10 protein-coding genes are annotated in these 13,641 nt (G+C 68.7%); 4 read left to right on the top strand and 6 right to left on the bottom strand.

Translation table 11 applies throughout. The features are described 5' to 3' along the window. The first annotated feature begins 32 nt into the window (after window positions 1–32). From KOR34_RS15400 to KOR34_RS15410, 3 genes are all read left to right on the top strand, one after another. On the top strand, window positions 33–1,259 hold the full coding sequence (locus tag KOR34_RS15400; protein ID WP_146565476.1) for a cofactor-independent phosphoglycerate mutase: 1,227 nt from the start codon (window positions 33–35) through the stop codon (window positions 1,257–1,259). 144 nt (window positions 1,260–1,403) lie between these two features. Next, window positions 1,404–3,182 (top strand): aspartate kinase, encoded by a 1,779-nt coding sequence (locus KOR34_RS15405; protein WP_146565478.1) that lies wholly within the window; start codon window positions 1,404–1,406, stop codon window positions 3,180–3,182. Window positions 3,183–3,496: 314 nt separating this feature from the next. Beyond that, entirely contained in the window at window positions 3,497–4,078 is a 582-nt protein-coding gene (locus KOR34_RS15410; protein ID WP_146565480.1) for a hypothetical protein, read from the top strand. Between the two features lie 104 nt (window positions 4,079–4,182). Here the strand turns inward: KOR34_RS15410 and KOR34_RS15415 are convergent, their stop codons facing one another. Beyond that, a complete protein-coding gene (locus tag KOR34_RS15415) occupies window positions 4,183–5,214 on the bottom strand; it encodes a sulfite exporter TauE/SafE family protein (protein ID WP_146565483.1) in 1,032 nt (343 codons plus the stop codon). A gap of 301 nt (window positions 5,215–5,515) precedes the next feature. On the opposite strand from KOR34_RS15415, the gene KOR34_RS15420 reads away from it, so the two are divergent. Then, window positions 5,516–7,177 carry an amidohydrolase gene (locus KOR34_RS15420; RefSeq protein WP_146565485.1) on the top strand — a complete coding sequence of 554 codons (1,662 nt, stop codon included), beginning with the start codon at window positions 5,516–5,518 and terminating at the stop codon, window positions 7,175–7,177. Window positions 7,178–7,192: 15 nt separating this feature from the next. Here KOR34_RS15420 and KOR34_RS15425 read toward each other — a convergent pair whose 3' ends face one another. The 5 genes from KOR34_RS15425 to KOR34_RS15445 form a co-directional block, all read right to left on the bottom strand. Continuing rightward, the gene (locus tag KOR34_RS15425) at window positions 7,193–9,538 is read right to left on the bottom strand and encodes a right-handed parallel beta-helix repeat-containing protein (protein WP_146565487.1); all 2,346 of its coding nucleotides are present in this window, start codon (window positions 9,536–9,538) and stop codon (window positions 7,193–7,195) included. 76 nt (window positions 9,539–9,614) lie between these two features. Beyond that, entirely contained in the window at window positions 9,615–10,901 is a 1,287-nt protein-coding gene (locus KOR34_RS15430) for a hypothetical protein (protein ID WP_146565489.1), read from the bottom strand. 43 nt (window positions 10,902–10,944) lie between these two features. Beyond that, the gene (locus KOR34_RS15435; RefSeq protein WP_146565491.1) at window positions 10,945–11,355 is read right to left on the bottom strand and encodes a bifunctional nuclease family protein; all 411 of its coding nucleotides are present in this window, start codon (window positions 11,353–11,355) and stop codon (window positions 10,945–10,947) included. 141 nt (window positions 11,356–11,496) lie between these two features. Continuing rightward, entirely contained in the window at window positions 11,497–11,943 is a 447-nt protein-coding gene (locus tag KOR34_RS15440; protein WP_146565493.1) for a hemerythrin domain-containing protein, read from the bottom strand. Between the two features lie 122 nt (window positions 11,944–12,065). Beyond that, window positions 12,066–13,532, bottom strand: a complete 1,467-nt coding sequence (locus tag KOR34_RS15445; protein WP_146565495.1) for a sigma 54-interacting transcriptional regulator — start codon at window positions 13,530–13,532, stop codon at window positions 12,066–12,068. Window positions 13,533–13,641: the final 109 nt, after the last annotated feature.

Raw genomic sequence — 13,641 nt, forward strand, 5'->3', positions numbered from 1 at the left:
TCCGCATTCCGAAATCACCAATCCGAAATCGCATGAAATACCTTGTCATCATCCCTGACGGCGCAGCGGACCAGCCGCAAGGGTCGCTCGGCGGCCGCACGCCGCTCGAGGCGGCCGCTACGCCGCACATGGACGCGGTCGTCGCCCAGGGAGTGATCGCCAGCGCTTGCCACACGCCCGATCAGTTGCCGGCCGGGTCGGAGATCGGCAACCTGAGCCTGCTGGGCTACGACCCGTTCGAGCACTTCACCGGCCGCGCGCCGATGGAGGCCGCCGCCCAGGGCATCGCGCTCGGCGAGGGCGACTGGGCCGTCCGCTGCAACCTGGTCACGATCGACCAGGTCGACGGCGAGCGGGTGATGAAGGACTTCACGGCCGACCATATCACGACAGAGGAGTCGACGGCGCTACTCAAGACCGTGCAGGAGCAGGTCGCGAGCGACCCGAAGTGGAACGGGGCTCTGGAGTTCGTGCCCGGAGTCAGCTACCGGAATCTCCTGATCTGGCGGGGCGACAAGCTGGCCGCGCCGTTTGACGGTTCGACCCGCAGCGAAGCGCCGCACGACTGGACCGACCTGCCGGTGGCCAACGCCCACCCCCGCGGGCCGGGCGCGGACGTGCTGGTCGAGCTGATGGACGCCACCTGCGAGCTGTTCGCCGATCACCCCGTGAACAAGCAGCGGGCGGCCGAGGGCAAGGGCGCGGCGACCAACGTCTGGCTGTGGGGCCAGGGCGGAGCGCCGACGCTCGAACCGTTCGCTCAGAAGTTCGGTCCTAAGGGGGCGATGATCACCGCGGTCGACCTGCTGCGGGGCATCGCCGCGCTGGTCGGCTGGGACCGCATCGAGGTGGAGGGCGCGACCGGCTACCTGGACACCGACTACGCCGCCAAGGGCCGCGCGGCCATCGACGTGCTCGACAAGTACGACATCGTCTGCGTCCACGTCGAGGCGCCCGACGAGGCCAGCCACGAGGGCCGGACCGACGAGAAGGTCAAGGCGATCGAGCAGATCGATCAGCACATCGTCGGCCCGCTGCTCGAAGCGCTCAAGTCGCACGGCGAATGGCGGGTGATGATCAGCCCCGACCACCCCACCTTCCTCAGCACCAAGAAGCACACCCACGGCAACGTGCCGGTCACGATGGCCGGCGCCGGCATCGCCCCCGACGCGTGCTCCGCGTACGGCGACGCCAACGCGGCGGCCAGTGAGCTGCGGTTCGACCAGGGCTGGGACGCGATGCGGTGGTTCATTCAATAGCACGACCGTCCGCCTAGCCCAGGGCGCCAGCCCCGGGACGAATAACATACCTTCCAAGACCTCAGTCCATGGGCTGGCGCCCATGGCTACTCTTACCCAAACCGCTAGTCGCTCGAGCAACTCGGCGGCTCCCATTCAAAAGCCATGTCCCTAATCGTTCAGAAGTTTGGCGGCACCAGCGTGGCCGACGCCGAGAAGATCCGCGCCGCGGCCCGCCGCGCGCTCCGCGCCCAGCAGCAGGGCAACCAGGTGGTCATGGTGGTCAGCGCCATGGGCAAGAACACGGACATCCTGGTCGACCTGGCCGGGCAGGTGTGCGAAGACCCCTCGCCCCGCGAGATGGACATGCTGCTGTCGACCGGCGAGCAGGTCTCCGTGGCGCTGGTGGCGATGGCCATCCACGACCTGGGCGGCAAGGCGGTCAGCCTGACGGGCGGGCAGATCGGCGTGCGGACCGACAGCTCGCACACGCGGGCGCGGATCCAGTCGATCGACACCAGCCGGATGCGGACGCTGCTGGACGAGGGCAACATCGTCATCGCGGCCGGCTTCCAGGGCGTGGATCAGGACCTCAATATCACCACGCTGGGCCGCGGCGGCAGCGACACCTCGGCCGTGGCGCTCGCCGCGGTGCTCGGCGCCGAGATGTGCGAGATCTACACCGACGTGGACGGCGTGTTTACGACCGACCCGCGGCTGGTCGCCAGCGCGCGCAAGATGAGCCACGTCAGCCACGACGAGATGCTGGAGCTGGCCAGCCTGGGCGCCGGTGTGATGCACAGCCGCTCGATCGAGTTCGGCAAGAAGTTTCACGTGCCGATCCACGTCCGCAACTCGGGCGTTTTCACCGACGCTCCCGGCACCGTGATCGGCCCGATCGCGGAATCCGAGGACCGCCCCGTAAGCGGCTGTGCGCTGACCAAGGAAGAGGCCCGCATCACCATCGAGGGCGTGCCAGACGAGCCGGGCGCCAGCCTCAGCATCTTCCGCCGACTGGCCGACCTGAACATCACGGTCGACATGATCCTGCAGACGCCAGGCAGCGAGGGCAAGGCGAGCATCTCGTTCACGGTGATCCAGGGCGACCTTAGCCGCGCCCTGGCCGCTGCCCGCGACGCGTCCAGCGAGTTGGGCGCGGGGCCCATCTCGCACGACGACACCGTCTGCAAGGTGTCGGTCGTGGGCCTCGGCATGGCGACCCAGGCCGGCGTCGCCGACCGCATGTTCCGGGCGCTCGCCGAGTCGGACATCAACATCCAGGCGATCACCACCAGCGAGATCAAGGTGAGCTGCCTGGTGAAACGCGAACAGGGCCTCGAGGCGCTACGGGCCGTGCACGCCGAGTTCGAGCTGGACCGGCCGCCGGCCAAGGTCGCGCCATTCGAGGCGTCTCAGGAGGTCGCGCAGGCAGCCGACCTGGCCGCCGTGGTCAGCGGACTGCAGGCGATGGAGGACCTCACCGTGCAAGGCTGCGAGCTCGACGAGAGCCAGGCCCTGATCACCATGGCCAACGTGCCCGACCAGCCCGGCATCTCGGCCGACATCTTTGAGGGCGTGGCGGCGGAGTCGATCATCGTCGACATGATCGTGCAGGGCGTCGGCGGCGACGGCAAAACCACGCTCAGCTTCACCGTGCCCGCCAAGGACGCAGACCGTGCTCGGAAGGTGGTCGAAGCAATCGCCGACCGCCTGGGCGGCGACGTCACGTCGCTGGCGTCGGTAGCCATCCTGTCGGTTAACGGCGTGGGGATCCGCAGCCACACCGGGGTGAGCACTCGCATGTTCCGGGCCCTGAGCGCGGCCGGCATCAACGTGGAGCTGATCTCGACCAGCGAGGTGCGGGTCAACGTAGTCGTCGCACGCGAGCAGGGCGATGCCGGCCTAGCGGCCCTCGCTGCCGCCTTCGAGGACGTGGTGAAGTAGCGTCCGCCCCCCACTCTTGGCGGGAAATCCACCCGGCTCGCGTCGCGGCCCGGTTCTGCTGGCGGCAATGATAGGAGTGCGAAGTCACTCGGCAGGGGCGCCGCGTGAATCCCGCACAAAACCTTTGCCCCTCCTTCGCATTCTGCCTATACTGACGGTTCGCCGCCGCAGTTCTCGCCCGGTCGAGGGCGGCACTGCTGGTCGCTACCCACCCTGATAAGCCTGCCGAGAAGCGAAGAATGCGCACGACCCGATTCCTGGCCGTACTAGCCACTGCTTGCCTGATTGGAGCGCCAAGCGCTCGGGCGGACCTGGTGCCTTTCTCTACGTCGTCGGGTGGTACGATCACCGGCTTCGCTTACACCAAGACGCAGACCGGCCTTAACGCCGACGGGGTCTCGTTCGACGCCACGCTGGTGGTGCTGGGGACCGGGTTAATCAACCAGACCCCGGCCGGGCTAGGGATCTGGGGCGGCGGCTCGAACAAGGTTTCCAACGGCCAGCGACTGTTCTTCGGCATGTCGGTGTCGAACGTCAGCGGCGGCACGGTGTCCTTCGACGGGTTCACCGCCGTCGACTTCAACCGGTTCGGCCCGAACGACACTGGCGTCTTGAGCACCGACCCGTTTCTGGTCACTACCGCCAACAACTTCTTCACTTCGACGACCGGCGGGAACATCGTCGACATTTCCGCGGAGTCGCCCACCAGCTTCTTCGCGATTGCAGGGCCGGCCAATCCGCCGGGCGACCCCCTGAACGACTTCCGCATCGGCGGCGTGCTGGCCAGCTTCACCGGCATGGCCGCGGTGCCCGAACCGACCGCGTTCTTGTTCGGCAGTCTGGTCGCCGGCAGCGTCGGGATGGTCGCACTTCGCCGCCGCCCGGCCCGTGGCTAGCGGAAAACGCGGCCAAGACGGTTGCTCAATCGCTCAATCAACAGCCCGCCCGGCGCCGCCGCGGCGGGCTGTTGCGTTTGCGGCCTGCCTGCGTGCCGGCCCATCTACTCGGCGCCCTCGAGCGCCGCTTCGGGGCCTTCTAGGGGGAGTTCGATGGCGTTGCGCCCGCCTCCCCACCGGTACAGGGTGTGGAACACCAGATTGAGCGACGCCACCCCGGCCAGCGACACGGCGAGTGTCGGGCCGCTGACCTGCTCGCTGACCACGGTCCATAGGAACTGTCCGATGCACAGCAGCGACACCACGACAAGCGTCGGCGTGCGGGAGATCAGGTTCACAATCACCGCCCCGAACGGCGCGCCCAGGGCGACAACCGGCGCGGCCGCCAGCCAGTTGGCGAACACCTCGGGGTCGACCCGGTAGAACGATGGGTTTAGCCGAGCGAGCAGCACGTTCGTGGAGATCCCAACGACGCTGGTGAACGCCATCAGCACCACCGAGGTGGGGATGGCGATCTTCAGGTCGCACCGGAACAGCAGCACCAGCGTCGCGTAGATCAGCATGTCGATCCCCACACCGGTGACCGACGCCACCACGCCCCCCAGCAAGCCCACCGCGAGGCCGATGGCCGGCTCCCAGGCGCGCCAGCGGTCGCTGACGCCGTGCATCGCGACCAGCTCGCGCAGCTTGACCAGGTGCATCAGGCCGAAGCTGCACCACACCACGGCGAACGTGAGCTTAACCCACAGGTCGGGCACGAACGGGGCGACCCAGGCGGCGCCGAGCGGCGTGCCAATCAGCGCGCCCAGCAAAGCCGGACGCAGCAGGCCCCAGTGCACGGGCCGGCCGGCGGACAACAGGTAGATCGACGCCGAGACCATCCCTACCGATTGCACCGCGAGCCCGAAGTCGCGGCCCAACGAACCCGGCATGTGGAACAGCAGCACGAGCACCGGGAACCCGACAGTGCCGCCCCCCATTGGCGTCGACCCCGCCACGTAGGAGCCGAGCGCCATCGCCAGCGCGATCGGCCAGTGGGAGGTCACGGTCTGCCACCGCGGCGCCGCGATCGCAAACCAGACAGAATAGAACAGTAGCAGCCATAGCAGGAACGGCGCCAAGCGGGGCGGCTTCATCGGCTGCTCGTAAGGGAGGGAGGGGACGCCGCGGGGAGACCATTGGGGAGGGCGGCGGCGCCGCTGTGCGTGAGGCGCCGACGGAACTCATCATAGTGTCTGCGCGCCGCCCGGGAAGAAGCCGACACGACCGAATGCCGCCCGCGCCGGCCGGCTTCGGGCGCCAGCAACCTCCCGCTGCGCATTGCGGACCGGTTTGCGCAAGTTGGTTGCCCCGTCCACCCGGGGTGGTGTATCACAGACTCGGCCCTGCCGACGGGGCCGTTCAGGCGTCCGCTTCACGACTCACCCCAGGTCCGGCATGCGCAGACCTCTTGGCGCCGTTGCTTTCGTTTCGCTCTCCATCGCTTCGCTCTGCCTGCAAGCCGCCGAGGCGCCGCAGGCGACGCTGATCATCGTCGGTGGCGCCGTGTGGACGGGCAACCCAGAGCAGCCGCTCGCCGAGGCGGTCGCCGTCAAAGAGTCCACGATCCTAGCCGTCGGCCGGCGGTCAGAAGTCGAAGCGCTCCGATCGGATGGCGCCCGGGTGATCGACGCCGGGGGCGGGCTGGTGATGCCCGGCGGGATCGATTCGCACATCCACCTGTTCGACGGGGGGCGAAACCTCAGCGGCGTGCAGCTCCGCGACGCGGACTCGCGAGAGATATTCGCCAGCCGGATCGCCGAGCACGCCGCCACGCTCGCCCCGGGCGAGTGGATCATCGGCGGCGACTGGGACCACACCCTGTGGGGCGGCGAGCTCCCCACGCGGGACTGGATCGACGAGGCCGCCGGCGACCACCCCGTGTGGATCAATCGCCTGGACGGGCACATGGGGCTCGCCAGCTCGAAGGCGTTGCGGATGGCGGGCATCGACGACGCCACACTGGCGCCCGACGGCGGCGCCATCGAGCACGACCCGTCCGGCCGCGTCACCGGCCTGCTGCGCGACAACGCGATGGGCCTGATCGGCAAGGTGCTCCCGGATCCGTCCGCGCAGACGATGCTGGGGCACCTCGACGCGGCCACCGACTACCTGCTGGCGCGCGGAGTGACCTCGGTCTGTCACATGGGGTCGATGCGGCAGCTCCAGGCGTTGCGCGCCGCGCGGGCGAGCGGCAGGCTGCGGATCCGTGTGCGCGCCTACACGCCGCTGGGCCGGTGGGAGCTGCTGCGGGACGACATCGCCGAGCACGGCGCCGGCGACGACTGGCTGAGGGCGAACGGTCTGAAGGGTTTTGTCGACGGCTCGCTGGGGTCGCACACCGCGGCGATGCTCGAGCCGTTCGACGACAAGCCGAGCGACCGCGGCCTGTTGGTCAACCGCCCCGAGGACCTGCTGGCCTGGACCCGCGGCGCCGACCAGGCGGGCCTGCAGGTCGCGGTCCACGCGATCGGCGACCGCGCGATCCGCGTGCAGCTCGACAACTTCGAGCAGGTCGCCCGCGAGAACGGGCCGCGCGACCGTCGGTTCCGCATCGAGCACTCTCAACATATCCACCCCGCCGACCTCCCTAGGTTCGGTGAGCTGGCGGTGATCGCCAGTATGCAGCCCTACCACGCGGTTGACGACGGCCGCTGGGCCGAGCCGCTGATCGGCAAGGAGCGGTGCCGCACCACCTACGCCTTCCGGTCGCTGCTGGACACCGGCGCCCGGCTCGCCTTCGGCAGCGATTGGTTCGTTGCGCCGGCCGACGTGATCGCGGGGCTCGACGCCGCCGTGCGCCGGCGGACGCTCGACGGCAAGAACCCCGACGGCTGGTACCCGGCCCAGCGGATCACGGTCGAGGAGGCCCTCCGCGCCTACACAGCCGACGCGGCCTACGCGATGTTCGATGAACAACGCCTGGGCACGCTCGAGCCGGGCAAGTTGGCCGACATCGTTGTGCTCGATAAAAACCCGCTGGCGGACGCTGAGTCCCTTGGTGAGGCGAGCGTGCGGTTCACGATCGTCGACGGCGCCGTGCGGCACGAGGCGGAGTAGCCCGCGGCGACTTCGCTACGGGAACACGTTGTTGCTGCCGTTGCCGCTGCCCGTGTTATCGGCGGCCGCGCCGCCGGCGCCCGTGACGTCATAACCGGCGTCGGTGTTGTTGTTGGCGGAGTTGTTGCTGAACGTGCCGCCGGTGAAGCTGCCGATTTGAAAGCCGTCGTCGGTGTTGGCGTTGGACGTGTTGAATTGGAAGTCCCCGCCCGTCAGCGAGGCGACCTGGAAGCCGTCGACCGAGTTGCCGCTCGCGGAATTCTGGCTGATCGCGCCCGCCGAGATGGCCGCGAAGGCAAACCCCTGGTCGGAGTTGCCGGTGGCCGTGTTGCCGGTGATGCTCCCCCCGGTCACGGAGCTGAGGAAGTCGATCCCGTCGTCGCCGTTGCCGCTCGCGGTGTTGGCTGAGAACACGCCGCCGGAGAGGTCGCTCACCTCGAAGCCGTCCCCGCCGTTGTTGCTGCTCCCGTTGCCGGTGATGTCTCCGCCCAGCACGGTCGTGAGCTGGATGCCGTCGGCGCCGTTGCCACTCGCCGTGTTGCCGCTGAACCGGCCGCCGTTGAACACCGACACGCGGGCGCCGTCGTTGGTGAAGCCGCTGAACGAGTTTCCGCTCACCTCGCTCGTGCCGAGCAGCGTGTTCGCCACGAGCCCCGAGGCGGTCACGCCGCCGCCGGTGAAAGTGTTGTCGATAATGTCGCCGCCGCTGAGGTTCTCGAGGTTTACGCCGGCGTTTGCCGCACCGCTGATGGCGTTGTTGGTAATCCTGAATCCGGTCACGTTGTTGCCGCCGATTCCGTTGGCGCCGCCAGAGATGGTGAGCCCGGTTACCGTGGAGTTGTCCGCCAGCTGGATCACGTTGTTGGCGGCGTCGCCGCTGACGGTGTACCGCCGCCCAAAGGTCGCCTGGGCGCCGGAGTTCAGGCCTTCGACGTCGAACTGGCCGCCGATGAACTGGTTCGGATTGAGCGCGATCGGCCCGGTCGCCGCGATGTTGATGTTGTCGGTCACCACGACGATGTCGCCGCCCGCGGCTACGTCCGCCACGGCGGACGCTCCGGAGTTGACCACGGTCACGTTGGACGCGACCGCGCCGGTCGAGCTGATCACCGCCTGCTCGGCCGCGCCGAACGCGCCGCCGGTCACGATCGACTCGGTCCGGCGGATGGCGGAGAGCATCCGGCGTTCGATCGGCGAGAGTTTCGTCGCCGCCCGGGCGCCGCGCCCAAACGGGATCCTCAGGTTGGCCGACGCGATCCACTGCGACTCGCGGACCTTGTCCCACTGGTAGCTGATCCCATAGGTGAACCTGGACCCGGCGCCCAGGTAGGGGAGGTCGTAGCAGCGGCCCTCCAGCCGGGCGCGCGGTCCCGCGATGGTCTCGAAGCCGGCCTCGTTGGTGTCGAACCAGTAGCCGCCGATGTAGCCTCGGTACTCGTTGTCCGACCCAACCGGGGAGAACAGCAGCCCGTACTCGGCGTCCATGCCGTAGTACGCCCGCTCCAGCCCCTGCTGCACCACGATGTTGTTCGCGGAGTCCAGCGACGCGATGTTCTGGCCGGTGGTCTGCGTGCCGGTAAACGGCAGGTAGCCGTTGACCCGGTACTCCCACTCGAGGCTCATCAGCTCGTAGCCGACCATGCCCTGCTGGAAGTTGTTGTTGTAGGCGGAGTGCCGGATGTCGTAGAAGCCGTAGAAGGTTGAGATCAGGCCGTTGTCCAGCAGCTGCCGGCGGGCGAAGCCAAAGTTGCCCTCGCCGGCCCGCTCGTCGTCGTACTGACCGCGGAGGTCGAGGAACCAGAACGAGTTCTGCTGCTGCCAGAACGGGAGCATCAGGTTGCCCTGCAGCACCTCCGCCGGGTCGCCCATGCGGCCCTCGATCTCCGCGTGGGCCGGACGCGCCGGGAACAGGCTGGCGGACGGGGCCATCACCGGCGCCGGCTGCCCGTAGACCGGGGCGCACGCGTGCGGGCTGGCCGGCGGGCAGGCGTTGTACGAGGGGACCGACGCCCCGGGCGGCAGCGCGCCCGAGTACGGGGCGGCGTAGGGGGCGGCCGCCCCATAACCGGCGCCGGGCGGGGCGACGATGGCGGTCGACGCCGGCGGCGCGGCCGCGACCGGCGATCCGAATCGGTCGTCGATGGCGTACGCCCGCCCTGGCGGCTGGTACACCGCCGCTGGCGTGACGTGGTAGTCGACCATCCGCGGCTGCGAGGGCTCGTCCAGCACCACCGCTCCGGCCGCGGGGTCGTAGGCCGCGGTCATCTTCGACACGCCCGCCGACGCCCACTCCTGAGCTGCTGCGGCGCCCGACAGCAACGCCAGCATGCACGCGGTGGCGATTGGGGGGAGGGCCTTCATGATCGGGCGGGGTGCGGTGCGGGGGACGCCGCGTGGCACGCGGCTACGCCGCTATTAGCAAATGCCCGCGTGGCGATCAACGTCGCTCGGTCAGCAGCCCCGGCTTGGTCGCGTTCAGGATCTGTCGGACGGCGCGCCGATCGCCCAGCGGTATCCCCTCGAACCCCGCCGCAGGATCGTCCGCCAACGCAGCCGAGAGCCGTGCCTGCACCTCCGCCGCTGCCGCCAGCGGGAGCGCGTCGAACGCGTCGCTGTAGATTAGGTGGCTGCACGGGTAGCGGAACAGCCGGCGTTTCAGGTCGAGCTGCCGCAGCGACCGGCCCGAGTCGTCGCACGGCCCTCCTTGGGCGAACCGCTCGGCGAAGCCGCCCGCACCGCGGACGGCCGCCGGCAGTGCTGGCTCGTCAACCATCAGCAATCCGCGGACCAGCCTGTCTGCGGCGGCGGCGATCCGGCGTCGCGCGCTGTCCGAGACGTGCCCCTCCGGCCGCTGGAGCGCCGCGTTCAACGCGGCGTCGTAGTGAAGGGCCTGGCGCGTCTCGTGCGAGGCGCGGGCGATCAGGTTGTGCAAATGCGCCTGGTGCTCCATGACCAGCAGCGCGACGATGTCGCTGCCCGGCGCCGGGTACGCCCGCGTGTTCACCACGCCCTGCAGGGAGTCGGTCCGTTGGGAGAGCATCGGGGTGAGCTCGTCGTCAACCACCATCAGGTTGCCGCGGTGCTTGAGCGGGTCGAGTACCGACGTCACGTACCAGCCGCCGTAGCGGCGTGCGTGCGGCGTGGCGGGCGTGGTGACCTCGCTCCCGAAGTCGAGGCGGGGCTCTCCGGTATCCGCCGGGAACACCGACCGCAGCAGGTACCCCGGCACGCCCTCGGTCTGGCGGGTGGCGTGGCAAGCCAGGCACTGGCCGCTGTCGCGGTTGATTACCGGGCGCGAGCGGTCGGTCTGATCGACCGTGTAGAAAACGGCGCCGAGGGTCGGATCGACCGCCGAGACCTCCAGCAGCGGCGCATCGGGGATCCAGCCGACGTAAACATCGTCGCTGAAGTAAAGCGCCCTGGGGCGACCCGGCGATATCATCCGCCGCTGCATGCTGGTCTTCGAGAACACCAGCGTCTGCGAGTCGGCGGGCACAGACAGGTAGTCGAGCAGCGCCGGCAGCCAGCCCTGGCGCTGGTCCCACTCCAGACTGACCACGCCGTCGTCAATCGCGCTCTTGAGCTGCGCTACCGCGTCGGTCGGCGCGGTCTTGGAGTAGCGGACCGGCTCGGCCTCGTAGTCGAACTGGGCCACGCAGGCTTGCCCGCCAAGCACGTTCCAAGCGAAGAGCAACAGCGACGCGTGCAGCAGGGATCGGTTCAAGCGTTCGCCACCTTCCGGCTCCGCCTCAGCGGGGGTCGTCGGGCTACATCTGCTCCCGCATGACGTCGTTCAGCACGTCTTCAGAGACATAGATCGGCAGCTGCGGCTCGCAGGTCACCGCGACCGCGATCGCGTCGGACGGGCGGGAGTCGATCTCGATCAGCTCGCCCGCCTGCCGCACCCGCAGCTTCGCGTAGTAGGTGTGCTCGCGGAGCTCGTTGATCACCACGTCCTGCAGCTCGCCGCCCAGCGACTCGATCGTCTGCACCAGCAGGTCGTGCGTCAGCGGGCGGGGGGTCTCCACGCCACGCACGTGGCGGTCGATGCTGGTCGCCTCGAAGATGCCGATCAAGATGGGGAAGGTGCGCTCGCCGTCGATCTCCCTGAGGTAGATAACTTGCTGGTCGTTAATCTCGCTGATGATAATCCGCGAGAGCTGCATCGCGACGGGCATGGCTGTGCATCCTGAATGCCGCCGCGCGGAACGGCCTCCTCCGGAGGGTGCGGTCCGCGTCGGCTTAACGTGACGCACCGATTATAACCTCCCGCCGCGGCGAAAGGGATGCGCCCGCCGCCCATTTACGGCCGGCCCCCGCTAGTCCTTGTCGCCGATGTCCTGCGTGTAGACCTCTTGAAAAAGATCGTGCTCCTTGCCCTCGTGCGCAACGAGGTCGTCGAACAGTCGACCGTAGCCCGCCTGCAGCTCCGCCCAAGCCGGCGCGGTGCGCTCGGCCGCCCGTGCCTGCGAAGCCAGGTCGCAGGCGGTGGACATCAGCCGCCGGTGATCGGCCACCAGGGCGACCACCCGGTCCGACACCCAGGGGGCGCGGCGGGCGAGGTGGTCGAAGCCGTCCTCCGACTCCTCGTACGTGAAGTGGGTGTCCAGGTGCTCGCGCAACGAATCCAGCAGCGAGACCACCATCGGGTCCTGCCACGGCGGTCCCTGCAGCCGGCGTTTGAGGCTCCGCAGCAGCGACATCAGCTCTTCGTGCTCGTCCTGCAACGTGGGACGCGCCGGCTCTGTGTACTTCTCTTCGGACATGACGATGCTCCGGAGATTGACGGGGGCGTGGTGACGCCCAAACCGATGCAACCAACGTGCCAGAGCTGCCGATTACCAGACAACACGATCGGCTAGTCGCGAATCGGCCCTGCGAAACAGGGTCATTGCGGGTCGATGCCGTACTTCTCGAGCAGGCGGTAGAGCGTGCGGCGGCTGACGCCGAGCGCGCGGGCGGTGCGCGTTTTGTTGTTATCGCAGCGCGCCAGGGTTTCGCACACGTGCCGACGGTTCACCGAGTCGAGGTCGCCATCCCCCCCGCCGGGGGAGACCGCCGACTGCTGGCTGGAACGGACGATCTCTGGCGGCAGGTTCTCCACCTGCAAGCAGTCGTCGTCCGAGAGGATCATAGCCCGGTCGAGTGCATTGGCTAGCTGCCGCACGTTCCCTGGCCAGCCGTAGCCTTCCAGCACCTGCAGCAGCCGCTGGTCCCAGGTCCACCCGTCCTCGGCGAAGTGCTCGACCAGCAGTGGGATGTCGCCGAACCGCTCACGCAATGGCGGCAGATGGATCCGCAGCACGTTGATCCGGTAGTACAGGTCCTCGCGGAAGCGGCCCTGCTCAACCTCCTTCGCCAGGTCGCGGTTGGTGGCGGCGATGATCCGCACGTTGACCTGCTGCTCGCGGATCGACCCGACCCGGCGTAGCATCCCGTCCTCCAGCACCCGCAGCAGTTTTGCTTGCAGCCCGCCCTCGAGCTCCCCAATCTCGTCGATAAACAGGGTGCCGCCATCGGCCACCTCGAAGAGGCCCGGCTTGCTGACCACCGCGCCGGTGAAGGCGCCCTTCTCGTGGCCGAACAGCTCGCTCTCCAGCAGGGTTTCTGGCAACGCAGCACAGTTAACCGCCACCAGCGGCTTGTCCGCCGCCAGGCTGGCGCGGTGCAGCGCGCGGGCGACCAGTTCCTTGCCCGTGCCGCTCTCCCCCTGGATCAGGATCGGCTTGTCGGTTGGGCCGGCCCGCTCGATCAGCCGGTAGACGGACTTCATCGCCGTGCTCTCGCCGACGATCTCCCAGGCGGGCTGGCTGCGGTCCAGCGCGGTGCGGAGCTGCAGGTTTTCCTTGCTGAGTGACTGCTGCTGGGCGAGGTACTCTGCCTGGTACGCGTCCTGGATGATGATGGAGTCCAGGTCGAGCCGCTTGTGCAGCGCCTCGAGCGTGGGCGCCAGCTCCTTTGGATCCAGGTTCCAGGTCGCTCCCAGCAGCCGGGTCAGCCGCCACCGCATCCGCGCCAGCGCGGCGTTGGCGTACACTTGGTCGAGCCCGATCGTGACGTGCCGCCGCCCCACGTTCAGGCGTGCGACCAGGTAATCGCGGTCGTACGGCCCGGTGACCAGCAGCCGCAGCCACTGGCGGAGCGTCGACTTCAGGCGGTCGATCTGCTCTTCACCGCCGGTGATGACGCCGCGGGCCGCGTCGTGGCGTTTGATCTCCGAGTAGAAGTCGTCGACCACCTGCTCGGCGCCGGCGAGGATCAGGTCGGCGGCGATGTGGATCCGCCGGGCGTCCTCGGCGTTCCAGCCCACGTAGTCCTGGATCTCTTGGTGCTTGGCGACGGAATCTGGCGGCATCGTGATTGCTTGCTGAGGGGGGATGGCCTGCCACAGGTTTTACCAGCCGCGGGCGGGCAAGTCAGGGCCTTGTGTGTGACGCATCGGCGCGCCGGGTGCGTCAGATCGG

Origin of the sequence: Posidoniimonas corsicana (assembly GCF_007859765.1) — a bacterium.
Lineage (GTDB): Bacteria > Planctomycetota > Planctomycetia > Pirellulales > Lacipirellulaceae > Posidoniimonas > Posidoniimonas corsicana.

What these genes read in the sequence shown, in the direction of transcription:
- KOR34_RS15435 (WP_146565491.1), bottom strand. Translation starts at nt 11,355, where the DNA reads ATGCCCGTCGCGATGCAGCTCTCGCGGATTATCATCAGCGAGATTAAC.
- KOR34_RS15415 (WP_146565483.1), bottom strand. Translation starts at nt 5,214, where the DNA reads ATGAAGCCGCCCCGCTTGGCGCCGTTCCTGCTATGGCTGCTACTGTTC.
- KOR34_RS15440 (WP_146565493.1), bottom strand. Translation starts at nt 11,943, where the DNA reads ATGTCCGAAGAGAAGTACACAGAGCCGGCGCGTCCCACGTTGCAGGAC.
- KOR34_RS15405 (WP_146565478.1), top strand. Translation starts at nt 1,404, where the DNA reads ATGTCCCTAATCGTTCAGAAGTTTGGCGGCACCAGCGTGGCCGACGCC.
- KOR34_RS15400 (WP_146565476.1), top strand. Translation starts at nt 33, where the DNA reads ATGAAATACCTTGTCATCATCCCTGACGGCGCAGCGGACCAGCCGCAA.
- KOR34_RS15425 (WP_146565487.1), bottom strand. Translation starts at nt 9,538, where the DNA reads ATGAAGGCCCTCCCCCCAATCGCCACCGCGTGCATGCTGGCGTTGCTG.
- KOR34_RS15445 (WP_146565495.1), bottom strand. Translation starts at nt 13,532, where the DNA reads ATGCCGCCAGATTCCGTCGCCAAGCACCAAGAGATCCAGGACTACGTG.
- KOR34_RS15420 (WP_146565485.1), top strand. Translation starts at nt 5,516, where the DNA reads ATGCGCAGACCTCTTGGCGCCGTTGCTTTCGTTTCGCTCTCCATCGCT.